The organism is Sorangium sp. So ce131, from assembly GCF_051519095.1.
Taxonomy (GTDB): Bacteria; Myxococcota_A; Polyangia; order Polyangiales; family Polyangiaceae; genus Sorangium.
This window is the reverse complement of sequence record NZ_CP150455.1, coordinates 11,916,776-11,930,607: the sequence shown is the minus strand read 5'-3', so window position 1 is coordinate 11,930,607 and position 13,832 is coordinate 11,916,776. Positions and strand designations below refer to the sequence as shown.

Genomic DNA, 13,832 nt, shown 5'->3' with positions numbered 1-13,832 from the left:
GCGCTATCGAGGCGCGCGTCCTCAGTCCGCCACGAAGCCTTTCCATCTCCGCAGGTACCCTGCGAACGTCTCGGAGACGCCGCGCTCGTAGAGCTCGGCGCGCGTGAGCGGCGGCCGCCTCGGCTGCCAGGCGGCGCCTTCGATGCGCTGCGGCCAGTCGGGGTTGGCGATCGCGGCGCGCCCCAGCGCGACCGCGGTGGCGCCCTTGTCGAGGAGCGCCTCGGCCTCGGCGCGCGTCCAGACGCCGCCGGCGACCACGAGCGGCAGGCTCGCGCCGACGACCTCGCGGAACAGCGGCAGCGGGTGCTTGTCCGGGCGTTTCTGCGAGGGTTTGCTCGCGTCCCAGAGCGAGAGGTGGAGGAAGTCGGCGCCGTCCTCGGCCAGCCAGCGGGCGAGCGTCAGGTTCTCGTCGAGGTCGAGGCCCTTGGCCTGGCCCCAGTCCTCGGGCGACAGGCGCACGCCGACCACGAACGATGCGGGCACCGCGGCGCGGACCGCCCGGAGGGTCTCGCGCAGCAGGCGAGCCCGGTTCTCCCACGCGCCGCCCCAGCGATCCGTGCGGCGGTTCTGGGTGGCGGACAGGAACTGGCCGAGGAGGTAGCCGTGGGCGCCGTGCAGCTCGACGCCCGCGAAGCCGGCGGAGAACGCCCGCGCCGCCGCGTCGCGGAAGCGGTCGATGACGAGGAGGATGTCTTGCTCGGTGGCGGCGCGGGGGACGGGGAGGTCCGGCTCGGCGACGGCGCTGGCGCTCCACGTGGGCACGCCGGAGACCTGGGGATTGGCCCGGAGGCCGCCGTGAAAGAGCTGGACGAGGCCCAGCGCGCCGGGCGCGGCGATCTCGGTCGCGAGCCGGCGCAGGCCGGGCAGCAGGCGATCGGCGAAGACGCCGAGCTCGCCCTTCCAGGCCTGCCCGTCCTCGGCGACGTGGGCGGCGCAGGTCTCGACGACGCCGAAGCCGCCGCGCGCGCGGTAGGAGAGCCAGCGCAGCTCGTCGTCGCCGAGGGAGCCATCGTCGTGGCTTTGCCCGTTCGTGAGCGGCGCGAGCCAGACTCGGTTCTTGGCGGTGAGGCCGTTCGGGAAGGAGAAAGGAGAGAGCAGCGGTGAGGTCACGGGGCGATGTGTAGCACTCACCGACCGTGCGCGCCGCGCGCGCCGCGCGCGAGTCGACCCGGATCAGCAGGCGAACCGCCATGGCGGTTCGCCTGCCGGCCCGGCTCCCGCAGGAGAGCTAGTAGCCCCGGACGAGTAGCCACCAGAAAGCGGGAGGTGGAGTGGACTTTGCGTGCTCCTCGACCTCCTCCTGCGCGATGAGCCGCTCGGCCTCGTCGCGGCGCACGCGGCCCCAGGCGACGATGTGTGGCGAAGGAGCGCCTCGCCGCTGATCTCCCGGGGAGCACCGGCCCGGACATCGACCTCCCGGGTGCGCGCGAGTACGCGCCGACACCGAGCCTCACTCTGAGGGAGCCTCCCTCGCAATCGCGCCGGAGGGTCGACGAGACTGCCGGGAAGGTGCGTCGTTCAACACGCCTCCTGCGCGGAGCGCGTGGCGAAATGCCGCAGTGGGGCGCGCGTGCAGCCCGCGCGTGGAAGGGAACGGCGGGTGATAGGGTGTCTGCATCGGGCTTCAGCGTAGTAGTTCGAGCTCTTCGCGGAAATGTGTTTTGACTAACGATCAGCTCGCCCGCCTGGATCGTGCTTTGCAATTGAGCAGAGCATGATTGAGCAGAACATGCATCGACACGCTGTGTTCGGATTGGGAGTGATGGGTCTCGCGCTGACGCTCGGCTGCGCCGGCGAGGCCGGAACAGCCGAGGCGCTCGAAGAGAGCGCCGAGGAGTTCTCGACGGCGCCGGGGGAGGCGAACCACGAAGAGATCACCAGCACCGCGCTGGCGTTCTTGAAGCCTGCCGTGCTCACCGCGCTGACGGCCGGCAATGTGTCCACGGACGCCCTGCTCGCGTTGAGCAACGCCGCCCACTTCGACGACTGCAACTTCAGCGGTGGCGCCGCCTTCGTCGCGGCGAAGCAAGCCGAGGCCGTGCGCGCGCTCGGCCCGAGCGTGCCGCTGCCGGACGGAGATGCCCTGGCCATCGTGGCCTTCGGGCATTCGCTCCACGCGTTGCAGGACTTCTACGCACACACGAACTGGGTCGAGCTCGGCGGCGACGTCCTCGTGGACCAGTCGCTCACCGCCTTCCCTCCGCTCAGGCCGTACTCCGTGGTGCCGTCGACGGGCTTCATCGTCGTGCAGGGCGGAAAGCCGAGGCACCTGGCCGTGGTCCGCGACGCCGATGCCCCGTACCCGGAGTACGCGATCGTGACGGTCCGCGAACGGCGGAAGACGGCCTATGGCCTTGTCTCGGGTACGGTCGACTACGAGCCAGGCAACCACTGTCCGCCCCCGGTCGCGATGACCCACGACGAGCTCAACAAGGACAAGAGCACGGTACCTGGTCGCACGGCGCAGCATCTCGCGGCGGAGTCGCTCGCGATCCGGCAGACACGTCATGAGTGGTGCCGGCTCAACCAGCTCGTCCACGACGCGTGGGGCGATGCCGGGACCGAGCGCCTCGCCGCGTGGGTGGCCGACCCGAGCGCGGCGCCCGACTGCTCCGCCGAGTGATGCGGGGGCGTCCTGGCACGCCCAGGAGCGCTCCGCGGGTCGACGCGCGGCGTACGGACGCCTGCCTCACCTTCATGGCACGCGGCACGAGCAGCCGACCGGCGTCACGGCGTCACGGCGCCTCGGCGAGCGCGGGCGCAGGTAGCGCTCAGTCCATCCCATCAGGCGCCCGGCAATCTCGCGTGCCCCAGGACGATTCCCAAACGATTCGCTCCCCCTCCCCGTAAGTGCTTGTTGCTCAATGCGGCATTACGATTGTGGTGCGCCGATCGTGACGCTTTTTGCCGATTATCAATTCGCCCTCCGCGCGCCGATTTGTGGTGGCCCATGCTGTCATGATGGAGTAGAGCCCCACTCCGATGCACAACCGCTCCGACCAGTTCTCCAAGAGCTTGCTGCGCGACGGGCTGAGCCTCGTTTCGGCGGCGGAGACCGAGGTAGAGGTCCTGGCAGCGACCCAGAAGATCGATGTCTACAGCGTGCCTGATCCCGCGCGGGCGGCGGAGCGCGCCGGGATGGGCCTGCTCGGCGAGCTCGCGGCGGAAGCGAGCCTGTTCGAGCCGTTTCACCGCACGCCGAGCCTCCGTCAGGTCCGCCGGTGCCTGCGCAAGCAGCTGACGTGGCACCACGAGCTCGAGCGCCGCGCCCGCTCCGCCGCCGGCTCGGCCGCGCTGGACGAGGACGCGGACGTGCCGCCGCAGCCGGCGGTGGACTTCCCGGCGCTGGTCGTCATCGGCACGGGGCGTCCAGAGACGGTGCTGGATGCCTACCGCTGCGAGCCGGTGCAGCCAGGCGTCTACCACGCGGTGCCGGGCCTGGTGATGCGCGTGGTGGTGCTGGCGGAGCTGCCCCGGACGCGCGCGACGTTGCTGCTGCGGTTGCTCGGCTCTGGCCGCCTGCTGCGCGAGGCGCTGGCGGATCTCGCGGCGCTACCGGACGATGCGTGGGAGAAGAGCATCGCCCAGCCGCTGCTGGTACACTTCCGGCTCGGAGGACAGGAGCCGAAGACCGACGAGGAGGACGAGGTGAGCGCAGAGATCCGGGCGTGGTTCGAGGATTACGAGCGGAAGCTTCGCTCCGAGGAGCGGAAGGTGGGCCGCGACGAGGGCCGCAGGGAAGGCCGCGACGAGGGCCGCAGGGAAGGCCGCGACGAGGGCCGGGCCGAAGAGGCGGCACGTGCCTTGCTGACCGTGCTCCGGGGTCGCGGCATCGCCGTGCCGGACGTCGCGCGGGAGCGTATCCTCGCCGAGAAGGATCTGCAGACGCTGGAACGGTGGCTTGAGCGCGCCGTCATCGCCGCGTCGCTCGCCGACGTGCTCGACTCGCCGACCTGAGCGATGCGCGACCAGCGCCGGCTGCCCATCGCATGAGCTTCGGCAGCGGCCTCTCAGGCGCGGCTCTGCCGCCCCGGAGCCGCTGCCTCCCTGGGCACCATCGCGGACATCGATCCGACGGCCGTCATCCACAGCGCGCCGCGCCGTCCCTCAGGACCTGATCGCGAAACTGGGTCGGGGTGAGGCCCGTGTGTTTCTTGAAGTTGGCGTTGAGCGTGGATTTGGAGCTGAAGCCGCAATCCAGCCCCAGGGCGAGGATCTTCTCCGCCGACAGGTCTCGATCGATCAGCCGCCGCTTGAGCTCCTCGACGCGGGCCAGGTTCACGACGTCGTGGAAGCTCTTGCCAAAGCGGTCGTTCAGGACCTGAGACAGGTGGTGTGACGGCACGCCGAGGCGTTGCGCCAGCGTGGAGAGCGTGAGGTCGGGGTCCCGGTATGGCCTCTCGCGTTCGAACAGGGCGGTGAGCTGCGACGCGATCTGCGTCACCTGGCTCTCCTTGAGCCGGGTCTTCTGGTACTTGGCCGCCACCGGCCGCACCTCGGCGCTCCCCGCGGCAGCCGGCCCGGCCTCCTCCGCGTCCGCGGCGCCCGCTGCGTCCGCCGCCCCCGCTGCCCCCGCTGCGCCCGCCGCGGCGAGCGGCCGCTCGGGCGGGCGACCCGGAGCTGCCGCGGGCGCCGGATCCTCGCCCCTCCAGGCCTCATTCGCGTTCGCTGCCCTCGCCGCAGGGACCGGCGCCCTCGCCTCGGGGCCGTCCCCCGGCGCCGGGACGACCTGCGGCTCGGATGCCGTCCGGTGGGCGATGACGTAGACGAGCACCATCAGCGCGGTGTGCAGATAACCCAGCACGGGAACGGGGCTGATCCGCGCGAACATCGACCCGATCCAGAGGACCAGCAACGACCCCAGGAACCACTGCAACCAGCGGAGGTTGATCCGGTCGGTGTTCGAGAACTCCCCGGCGACCGCGGCGCGGTAGCGGCGCACCGTCCAGAGCGCCGCCAGCAGGTAGACCAGCCCCTGGAGCTCCACCCCCCACTGCCAGAGGGCCTGATCCCAGGCGAGCACCCCAACGCCCTCGCGCATCGCCAGCGCGAGCTTCTCCTCGCCCGGCAGGAGGAACCGAGGAATGTTGTAGAGCGTGTACAGTAAGAATGGAAAAAGGTGGAGGAACTGAGCCTCCCAGCGCTTCGGCCGCGAGGTGAGCGCGAGCGCATAGAGGTAGAAGAGCGGTCCATAAAGCGCGGGCAGCGTGTCGATGGAGAGCAGCCATCGCGGGTCGCTCCGGAAAGCGCCCGACCGCACATACAGCATGTACACACACGAGACCGTGATGGCGGCGATGGGGAAGGCGAGGATGCGGTTCGCCGTCCGGTTCTGCCGGCGCACCCACAGGAGGAGGCATGTGAGCACCCCCTGCGCTGTCACGAGCAAGTACACCACATCGAACCAGCTCGAGAGCCTCATCGAGGTGGGGTCCTAGCACCTCGGCGGAACTGCCTCATGCCGCGCCGGACCGCCCGGAGCGCCCGGCGGATCGGCGCCGCGCGCATGCGTGGGCGATCCCGCGGTGCACGTCCCGGGTCCGACCTCATGAGACGGGACGCAGGGCCCGAGAGATTCGGGTCCGGTCTCAAAGGGCCAGGCGCGCCCCCGATGGCGGAGGCCCAGATCCCGGGTGTCCCAGCAAGGAGCGAATCCATGACCACCCGATCCGAGACCGCGCTGTCGCCGGCCATCCCACGCCCGGCCCTCCCTCTCATGCCGCTCGCCATCACCACGGGGCGCGAGCAGCCCCCCGCGGGATCGCCGCCCCGCGCCGGTAACTGCACAGAGTTCCAGTGCCGCCACGCCGAGGAGGCGCACGATCCGCACGTCCGCTCTCCTGTCGTCCGCTCCCCTGGAGAGGACGCGACCGGATCTCCTTTCGCGTCCGCCGCCGGCCCCTCGCGGCGCGCGCCCCGGGACAGCACCCGCAAGGGGACCCCCTTCCTCCGACGCACCGGCGCGATCGCCGCGCTCCTCGGTTCGCTCGCGCTGGCCGGGTGTTCTTCGGACCCGAACGGGCACACCCCGGCGCCCGCCGGCGACCCGCTCGACCCACCTGCCGAAGGCACGGCCTGGGTGATCCGCGATGCCCGACCCATCACGACCACGGACCCCGTCGAGGACGACGCCGACATGGAAGCCTTCGACGACCTCCTCGGCTCCGCGAACGTCGTGGGGCTCGGGGAGAGCGCCCATGTCCTGCACCAGCTCAATCAGATGCGGATCAGGCTCCTCAAGTACCTGGTCGAGAGGAAGGGCTTCCGCGCGATCGTCCTGGAGTCCGGGGCCGTCGAGGGACGGCTGGCCGAGAGGTACGTCCAGGGAGACCCGGACGTCACCGTCGAGGACGCCATGAGCGGAGGCTTCACCCACGGATCCGGGCTGTTCGAGGAGGTTCGCGGCATGCTCGACTGGATGAGGACGTACAACGCAAGCCAGCGAGACCCCGGCGCGAAGGTCCATTACTACGGCATGGACCTGACCGCGCACGGAGACGCCCCGGTGATCGCGTTGAGGCTCGTGGCGCCGTACCTCGCGACGGTGGATCCCGCCTACGCCGAGGCCGAGCTCAGCGAGCTCCTGGCGCTCGCCGAGAAGGCGAACGCGGTGACCGAGGAGGTCCGCCGGTACTACGAGGGCCTCGGCGAGGATCACATCCCGGGCAACTTCCTGGACGGCTTCACCTCGATCAGCTTCGAGCAGCTCAGCGAGGACGAGCAGGCGGCCCTGGAGCAAGGCATCGACCGGCTGAACGAGCGCCTCGCGGCGAACGAGGCCGCGTACACGAGCGCAAGCTCGAGCGAGGAGCACGCGCTCGCCGCTCACGCCGGCCTGCTCGCCAGCCAGATGATCCGGGACCTCCGGTCGAGGCAGGCGCACCCGCCGATCGTCTACTTCGACGAGAACATCGACGTCCTCAAGGTGATCTACCAGGACCGCCAGCCGGAGCTCACGATCGACGAGCGCCACTTCATGGAGCTCGACGACGTCGAGGCCTACAAGGAGTACTTCAAAGCGAGGGAGACGCGCGAGCTCGCGCTCGCCGAGAACCTCGCCTGGGCGCAGTCCCGTCACGGGAAGACGATGGTCTACGCCCACAACTTCCACCTGATGAAGGCCGAGGTCGACATCAACGTGGGCGACGTCGCCCTCGGGAAGGTGGGCTCCAAGAGCGCGGGCGAGTTCATCGCGGAGCGCTTCGGGGACGACTATGTCCTCATCGCGGGGACGATGGATACGCTCCTCGGCCCGACCGGAGCTCCGCTTCCGCCGGCGCAATGGCCGCCGGACTTCATCCCGACCAGCCGGTGCGATCGGTGCCTGGAGAAATCCCTGGCGGAGGCGGCGGAGGCGCGCGGCTCGGGCGCCCTGCTGATCGACCTGCGCACCGCCTCCGGCGAGGCGCGCGCGTGGCTGGAGGACGACATCGACAGCCGCTGGCAGGGCAGCTTCCAGAAGGTGAGCCCGCTCCGCGCCTACGACGGCGTCTTCTTCGTCAGCGGGGTCAGCCCGTCGCAGCCCTACGAGCCCGGCGGCCCAGCGGGCGAGTGAGCGACCGGCGACTCCGGCCCTTCACGCGAAGCACACCCAAAGTCCACGCGGCCGTGGCGCGGTGCCTTCGGGCGCACGGTAACAGCCGGCCGCCAGCAGGCGCGCCACGCGCGTGGCTGCGCGAAAGGAGCCATGACTTGATGAGATCCGCTCGATTCGCCGTGCTCTCCGCCTCGGCGCTCCCGCTGACCCTCGGGTGCTCGCAGCACCTCGGCGAGCAGGTGGGCGCGCAGGACCACGCGACGTCCGCGCCGCCGGTCATCGACGCGCGCGTCGAGACGGCGGCGCTGCACGGCTATGACGACGCGCCCCGGACGCCCGACGCGGACGACCCGGCGATCTGGGTGAACCCCAGCGCCTCCGGCGAAGGCCTGGTCATCGGCGTGCTGAAGGACGCCGGGCTCCAAGTCTACGACCTGGAAGGGAACGTCGTGCAAACCATCCTACCCCCGTACAGGCCGGCGGTCACGGCGCAGGACCCGCCCGTGCCCGGCGCGAAGCCCGAGGGCGGGACCGGCGCGTGCCCCGAGAGCGACTCGGGGGAGACCTACAGCCGCTTCAACAACGTCGATGTGCAGTACGGCTTCGAGCTGATCAAGGCGAATGGCTCAAAAGAGACGGTCGACATCGCCGTGGTGACCGACCGGGGCTGCGATCGGCTCCGGATCTATGCCATCAAGCCGCAGAGCTCGAGCGGGCCCCTCCTCGACATCACGGCGTCGAGCGCGCCGCGCGTCTTCCCGAGCCAGCTCGTTCAGCCGTCCTCGCTCCAGCCGACCAGCGAGTCGCCCGGGGTCCACGACAACGACCTGGACGACCAGAATACCGCTTACGGGCTCGCGCTCTACCGCCCCGAGGACGACGACGACGGGTACCGCGCCTTCGTGACGCAGCGGAATCGCAGCGTCGTGGCGGAGCTCGAGCTGCACGCCGCCGGCGGCGGCAAGGTCTCCTACAGCCGGGTGCGCGAGCTCCGGTTCAACCCGGTGTTCACCGTCCCCGGGGCGGGCGCCGGGAGCCCGTCGATCCAGTGGACGCCCTGCCGCGAGGAGCCCGAGAGCGATCCGCAGTTCGAGGGCCTGGTCGTCGACCAGCAGGAGGGCGTGCTCTTCGCCGCGCAGGAGGTGGTCGGCGTCTGGCGCGTGCCGCTCAGCGACGCGCTGCCGGCGACCGTCGACGTGCCGGCGAGCCGGCTGTTCGAGAAGACCCGCTCGTTCGGCGAGCCGTGGTGGGCTGTCCCGGACGACGGGGAGTACGCCTGCGAGGACGCGGCGCCGGCGACGCCGGTCGCCGGGACGATCGCGGCGCCCGGCAACCCCTCGGCGGGAGGGCTGCACCTGGAGCGGGACGTCGAGGGCCTGGCGATCTATTACGGCGACGACGAGGAGGGATATCTGCTCGTGTCGAGCCAGGGCGACAACACGTTTCACGTGTACGATCGGGAGTCCCCGACGGACCACCTCGCGGCGTTCCGCGTCGAGGGCACGGGCGAGACCGATGGTCACGACGTCGTGAACGTGCCTGCGGGCAGCGGCTTCCCGCACGGGCTCTTCGTCGTCCAGAACGGGCAGGCCAGCGGGCCCTCGTCCGAGGATCCGATCGACGGCTTCGAGTACGACGGCTCGACGCAGTTCAAGCTCCTCGGCTGGGAGGACATCGCGGACGAGCTGGATCTCGACGTCGAGGAGAACGAGTACGATCCTCGCGACCCGCACGACGACTGACGCTCTTCTCCGTCGGGCGGCTGCTCCCGGCTGCCGGCCGCGCGCCGCTGCGCGCGGCGCTCACGGGCGCCGATCGAAGGCGAGCTTGACGCCCAGCCCCACCATGATCGCGCCGCTCATCCGGTAGACCCGCGTCAGCGCCGTGGGCCGCGCGCGCAGCCACGCCGACAGCGCGCCGGAGGAGTACCCGACCAGCCCCTTCACCGCGAAGGTGAGCAGCGAGAACGCCACGCCGAGCAGGACGATGAGCAAGGTCGGGTGCTGGGCGTCGCCGGGGACGAACTGCGGCAGGAAGGCGAGGTAGAAGATCGTCACCTTGGGGTTGGACAGGTTGGACAGCGCGCCCTCGGCGAACAGCTTGGCCAGGCTCGCCGTCCCCGCCTCCGACAGCTCCAGCGCGGCAGCGCGCGTGCGCAGGAGGCGTACCCCGAGGTAGACGAGGTAGGCCGCGCCGACGAGCTTGAGGACGACGAACAGGGTCGCTGAGGCCATGAGGAGCGAGCCGAGCCCCAGCGCGGCCAGCGCCGTGTGGCCCAGCAGGCCGGCGCTGATGCCGCCCGCGGTCGCCACCCCCGCCGACGAGCCCCGCGCCAGGGAGCGCGACATCACGAGGATCATGTCCTGACCCGGCGTCACGATGACGACCAGCGACGTGACCAAGAAGAGGATGAACTGGGTGCCCGACATCGCGGCTGCCCTCCTTGCCGCGGATCCTGCACGGCCGGTCCAGGCGGACGCAAGCGCGCCGCCCGGGCGCAAGTGTGCTGTCTCGCGCGCGTCACGCTGGAGCGGATGCCCGACGATCCGCTCACCCCGGCGCGCGCCGGCTACTTGCGCGCGCCGGTCACCTGCACCTCGCGCAGGCGCGCCCGCTGCGCCGCGTAGCGCAGCTCGATCTCCGCCTGTTTCCCCGTCTCCTTGGCCGCCGGCGTCCCCCAGAGGTTCTTCCGCTCCTCGGGGTCGTTCGCGAGGTCGTAGAGCTCGAACCGGGCGCCCCCGGAGATCGTCAGCTTCAGGTCGCCGCGGAGGAACGACCGCCGCGCGTCGTTGTAGGGCCCGGCCGGCATGTCGATCAGCACGTCGTGCGCGGCGGCCTGCTCGCCGGGCGCGAGCAGCACGTCGGGCAGGAGCGACACGCCGGACAGGAAGTCGTCCGCGGGCGCGCCCTCGGCCGGGCCGGGGACCCGCATCAGGTCGAGCAGCGTCGGCGCGAGGTCGATGAGGCTCCGCCGCGCCTGCACGCGCGACGGGGGCGCGCCCGGGACGTGGACGATGAGCGGCACGCGCACGAGCTCCTCCCACAGCTCGAAGCCGTGGCGGAACATCTTGTGCTCGCCGAACGCCTCGCCGTGGTCGCTCGTCACCACGATCGCCGTGCGCTTGCCGAACGGCGCCGCCGCGATCGCGTCGAGCAGCCGGCCGATGTGTTTGTCGGTGAAGGCGACCTCGCCGTCGTAGAGGTCCCGCTGCGACGCCGTGCCGAAGCCCGGCGGGTCGTCGTGCCGGAGGTAGTCGGCGTGGGGATCGAGGTAGTGGACCCACAGGAAGAACCGCCCGCCCGTGTTCTCGGGCGCCGCGAGCAGCCGCAGCGCGGCGTCGGTCAGCGCGGGGCTCGTCGCCTTGTTGTCGACGTCCCACGGCGCGCCCTCAGGCGGCGCGGCCGACATGTCGACCACGTCGAAGCCGCGGTCGAGCCCGCCGAAGCTGCCGAAGTAGCGGTGCCCGTGCACGCTCATCGCGCGCACGCCCGCGCCCTTCAGGCGCTCCGCGACGAACGTGTCCTCCGCCCCGAACTTGTTGAAATGACCCCAGTTTCTGTGGGTCTCGCTCCCGTACTTGCCGATGAGCATCGGGCCGATGCTCTTGCCCGTGTACGACGCCAGCGCGTACGCGCGCTCGAACACCGTCGACCGGGCCGCGAGCGCGTCGAGGTTCGGCGACACGGGCCGCGGGTTGCCCGCGTAGCCGAGATCCCAGCGGAGCGTGTCGATCGTGATCAGCACGACGTTGAGGTCGGCCGGGACGCGCGCGGCGGCCTCGGGCGACGGCGCGGGGGCGGCGGGGCGCGCGGGGGTGAGCTCGGCGAGCTTCGCGGCGGTGAGGTCGCCGCCGGAGCAGTCGTCGTCGACGCCGTTGTCGAGGATCTCCTCGGCGAGCGGGTGGACGCGCGGGTTCCGGTCGTCGCAGTCGCCGCCGCCGAAGAGCGCGGCCGCGCGGTCGCCGTCCCGGTCGGCGGCGCGGCGCAGGATCGCGAGGCCCTTGCTCCCGAGCGGCGCGCCGCGCTCGATCGCCTGGGCGACCGCGGGCTCGGCGCCGAGCGACGAGGCGGCGCGCGCGGTGAGCCCGAGCGGCAGGAGGGCGAGGACGAGCGCGAGCGGGGCGCGCACGGTCCGGGCGGCGGCCTGCGCGAGGAAGGCGGCGAGCGCGACGACGAGCAGGATCGCCGGCGCGCGCAGGTCGAGCTCGGGGCGCTTGAAGACGCCGTAGATGCCGAACAGGCCGCCCTCGCCGGAGACGCCGCCGGTGGCCACGCCGAACGCGAACAGCGCCGCCGCGACCCCGAGCGCGACGCCGCCGGTCACCGCGGGGTCGACGCAGGCCGGGCGCCCGTCGCTGGCGTTGGCGAGGGCGCGCCGGAGGGGCGGCGTGAGCGCGAGCACGGCGAGGCCGGCGATCAGGCCGAGGCCGAGCGAGCCGGCGGCGATCGCGGTGCCGACGAGCAGCGGGGCGGCCTCGAGCCCGAGCAGCGCGCGGGCGAGGTGCGCGCACAGGGTCATCCAGAGGAACGCCGCGAGCACGGCGAGCGGCACGAACGCCGCGATGTCGGCGGGCCGGCCGATCGCGCGCAGCCGGAGCGACGCGACGAGCGTGGCGGGCGACGGGGGGCGCGAGGGATCGGCCGCGATCGCGGCGACGCCGGCGAGCAGGCCGGCGGCGAGCGCGACGGGCGTGATCACGCCGATGTCGGCGAGGTAGGTCGCGAGCTTCAGGGTGGGGTCCTCGCCGGCGCCGGCGACGGCCCAGCCGGCGTCGAGGGAGGCGGCGAGGGCGCCGAAGGCGCTGGCCCCGAGCGCGCTCCGGGCGAGCCGCGCCGCGAAGGCGCGGGCGAGCGTGGGGACGGCGGCGCCCGGCGCGATCGGGGCCGTGTTCACGCCGGGCTCCGCTTGCGCGCCATGGGGTGGGCGGCGTCGTAGACCTTGAGCAGGTGGTCGATCGAGACGTGGGTGTAGCGCTGCGTGGTCGCGAGCGAGGCGTGCCCGAGCAGCTTCTGGATGGCCCTGAGGTCGGCGCCGCCGTCGAGCAGGTGGGTCGCGCAGGTGTGCCGGAGCGCGTGCGGGTGGAGATCGCCCCGGCCGGCGCCGAGCGCGCCGTAGCGGTGGACGAGGTCCTGGACGCGGCGCACGCCGAGGCGCGCGCCGCGGCGGGACAGGAAGAGCGCGCGGGGATCGCGGCCGCCGGTCTTCGGATCGGCGAGCTCGTCGCGCCGTGCGAGGTAGCGCTCGATGGCGTCCACGGCGTGGGAGCCGAGGGGGACGACGCGCTCCTTGTTGCCCTTGCCGACGACGCGCACGGAGGCGCGGTCGGCCGGCCGCAGGTCGACGTGGTCGAGGTCGAGCCCGCAGAGCTCGGAGACGCGCAGGCCCGCGCCGTAGAGGATCTCGAGGACGGCGCGGTCGCGCAGCGCCTCGGCGGAGTCGTCGCCGGGGATCTCCATGACCTCGGCGGCGGCGTCGACGTCGAGGAAGGTCGGCAGGGGGCGCCGGACCTTGGGGAGGGCGAGCTGGGCCGCGGCGTTCTTGTCGACCTCGCCGCGGCGCTCCAGGTAGCGGAGCAGGGCGCGTGCGGCGCCGACCTTGCGGGCGATCGAGGCGGGCGCGTGGGTGCGCGCGAGGGAGCCCAGCCAGCTGCGGAGGAGGAGCACGTCGAGGCCCTCGACGGCCGGGGCCTCGCCGCCCGCGGGGGCGCCGCCGCGGGCCGGGGCGGCCTTGCGGGCGGCGGTTGCGTCGGCTTTCTCGCGGGCGAACCGCGCGAGCTGCTCGAGGTCGCGCCGGTACGCGTCCACGGTGTGGCGCGAGGCCCTGCGCTCGGCCGTGAGGTAGGTGAGGAAGCGCGCGATCGCGTGCTCCAGCGTGGTCCCGCCGGGTCGATCGCCGCTCCGCCGCGCGTGCATCACGGGTTTGCCCTACCACCAGGAGGCGGCGGGAGGCAAAGAGTCGCCGGGGGGCTGAGGCTGGGCGCGGGGGAGGCGGTGGGGGAGGGCGCGACCCGGGGGAGGCACGCCGCCGCTGGGCGGGGCACGGGCCGGGGGGCGATGCGGAGGGGGGGGAAGCTGGGTGATGAGGCGCGCCGCGGCGGGGAGATGAAGGCGCTCGCCGCGATGCTGCGGAGTGGGAAGGAGGAGGGAGAGGGGCGGCGCTTGGTTCTGGAGGTGCTTGGGGGCGAGCTGGGGTCGAGCGGAGCCGCGAGCCATTCACCTGCCCCCCTCTCTCGTCTTTCGTCTTTCGTCTTTCGTCTTTCGTCTTTCGTCTTTCGTCTTTCGTCTTTCGTCTTTC

The 13,832-nt window shown here is 72.2% G+C and carries 9 protein-coding genes; 4 read left to right on the top strand and 5 right to left on the bottom strand.

Annotated elements, in window-relative coordinates:
• Positions 1 to 21: 21 nt before the first annotated feature.
• Positions 22 to 1,110, bottom strand: coding sequence for a HisA/HisF-related TIM barrel protein (locus WMF43_RS43350; RefSeq protein WP_437674063.1), 1,089 nt, complete (start codon positions 1,108 to 1,110; stop codon positions 22 to 24).
• Positions 1,111 to 1,762: 652 nt separating this feature from the next.
• On the opposite strand from WMF43_RS43350, the gene WMF43_RS43345 reads away from it, so the two are divergent.
• Both WMF43_RS43345 and WMF43_RS43340 read left to right on the top strand, forming a co-directional pair.
• On the top strand, positions 1,763 to 2,623 hold the full coding sequence (locus tag WMF43_RS43345; RefSeq protein WP_437674062.1) for a hypothetical protein: 861 nt from the start codon (positions 1,763 to 1,765) through the stop codon (positions 2,621 to 2,623).
• 359 nt (positions 2,624 to 2,982) lie between these two features.
• Positions 2,983 to 3,957: a hypothetical protein gene (locus WMF43_RS43340; protein WP_437674060.1), complete on the top strand. Its 975-nt coding sequence runs from the start codon at positions 2,983 to 2,985 to the stop codon at positions 3,955 to 3,957.
• A gap of 124 nt (positions 3,958 to 4,081) precedes the next feature.
• On the opposite strand, the gene WMF43_RS43335 is transcribed toward WMF43_RS43340, so the two are convergent.
• Positions 4,082 to 5,422 (bottom strand): helix-turn-helix domain-containing protein, encoded by a 1,341-nt coding sequence (locus tag WMF43_RS43335; RefSeq protein ID WP_437674058.1) that lies wholly within the window; start codon positions 5,420 to 5,422, stop codon positions 4,082 to 4,084.
• A 234-nt stretch (positions 5,423 to 5,656) separates the two neighbouring features.
• Here WMF43_RS43335 and WMF43_RS43330 point away from each other — a divergent pair, with 234 nt between their 5' ends.
• Both WMF43_RS43330 and WMF43_RS43325 read left to right on the top strand, forming a co-directional pair.
• The gene (locus tag WMF43_RS43330; protein WP_437674056.1) at positions 5,657 to 7,555 is read left to right on the top strand and encodes an erythromycin esterase family protein; all 1,899 of its coding nucleotides are present in this window, start codon (positions 5,657 to 5,659) and stop codon (positions 7,553 to 7,555) included.
• A gap of 140 nt (positions 7,556 to 7,695) precedes the next feature.
• Positions 7,696 to 9,279: a phytase gene (locus WMF43_RS43325; RefSeq protein WP_437674054.1), complete on the top strand. Its 1,584-nt coding sequence runs from the start codon at positions 7,696 to 7,698 to the stop codon at positions 9,277 to 9,279.
• 60 nt (positions 9,280 to 9,339) lie between these two features.
• On the opposite strand, the gene WMF43_RS43320 is transcribed toward WMF43_RS43325, so the two are convergent.
• The 3 genes from WMF43_RS43320 to WMF43_RS43310 all read right to left on the bottom strand — a co-directional run bounded on the left by WMF43_RS43320 (position 9,340) and on the right by WMF43_RS43310 (position 13,450).
• Positions 9,340 to 9,966: a LysE family translocator gene (locus tag WMF43_RS43320; protein ID WP_437674052.1), complete on the bottom strand. Its 627-nt coding sequence runs from the start codon at positions 9,964 to 9,966 to the stop codon at positions 9,340 to 9,342.
• Between the two features lie 140 nt (positions 9,967 to 10,106).
• Entirely contained in the window at positions 10,107 to 12,431 is a 2,325-nt protein-coding gene (locus WMF43_RS43315) for a sulfatase-like hydrolase/transferase (RefSeq protein ID WP_437674050.1), read from the bottom strand.
• Positions 12,428 to 13,450 (bottom strand): tyrosine recombinase XerC, encoded by a 1,023-nt coding sequence (locus tag WMF43_RS43310; protein ID WP_437684205.1) that lies wholly within the window; start codon positions 13,448 to 13,450, stop codon positions 12,428 to 12,430. Before WMF43_RS43310 ends, WMF43_RS43315 begins: the two co-directional genes overlap by 4 nt.
• Between the last annotated feature and the right edge of the window lie 382 nt (positions 13,451 to 13,832).

What these genes read in the sequence shown, in the direction of transcription:
- WMF43_RS43345 (WP_437674062.1), top strand. Translation starts at nt 1,763, where the DNA reads ATGGGTCTCGCGCTGACGCTCGGCTGCGCCGGCGAGGCCGGAACAGCC.
- WMF43_RS43340 (WP_437674060.1), top strand. Translation starts at nt 2,983, where the DNA reads ATGCACAACCGCTCCGACCAGTTCTCCAAGAGCTTGCTGCGCGACGGG.
- WMF43_RS43335 (WP_437674058.1), bottom strand. Translation starts at nt 5,422, where the DNA reads ATGAGGCTCTCGAGCTGGTTCGATGTGGTGTACTTGCTCGTGACAGCG.
- WMF43_RS43330 (WP_437674056.1), top strand. Translation starts at nt 5,657, where the DNA reads ATGACCACCCGATCCGAGACCGCGCTGTCGCCGGCCATCCCACGCCCG.
- WMF43_RS43325 (WP_437674054.1), top strand. Translation starts at nt 7,696, where the DNA reads ATGAGATCCGCTCGATTCGCCGTGCTCTCCGCCTCGGCGCTCCCGCTG.
- WMF43_RS43320 (WP_437674052.1), bottom strand. Translation starts at nt 9,966, where the DNA reads ATGTCGGGCACCCAGTTCATCCTCTTCTTGGTCACGTCGCTGGTCGTC.
- WMF43_RS43310 (WP_437684205.1), bottom strand. Translation starts at nt 13,450, where the DNA reads ATGCACGCGCGGCGGAGCGGCGATCGACCCGGCGGGACCACGCTGGAG.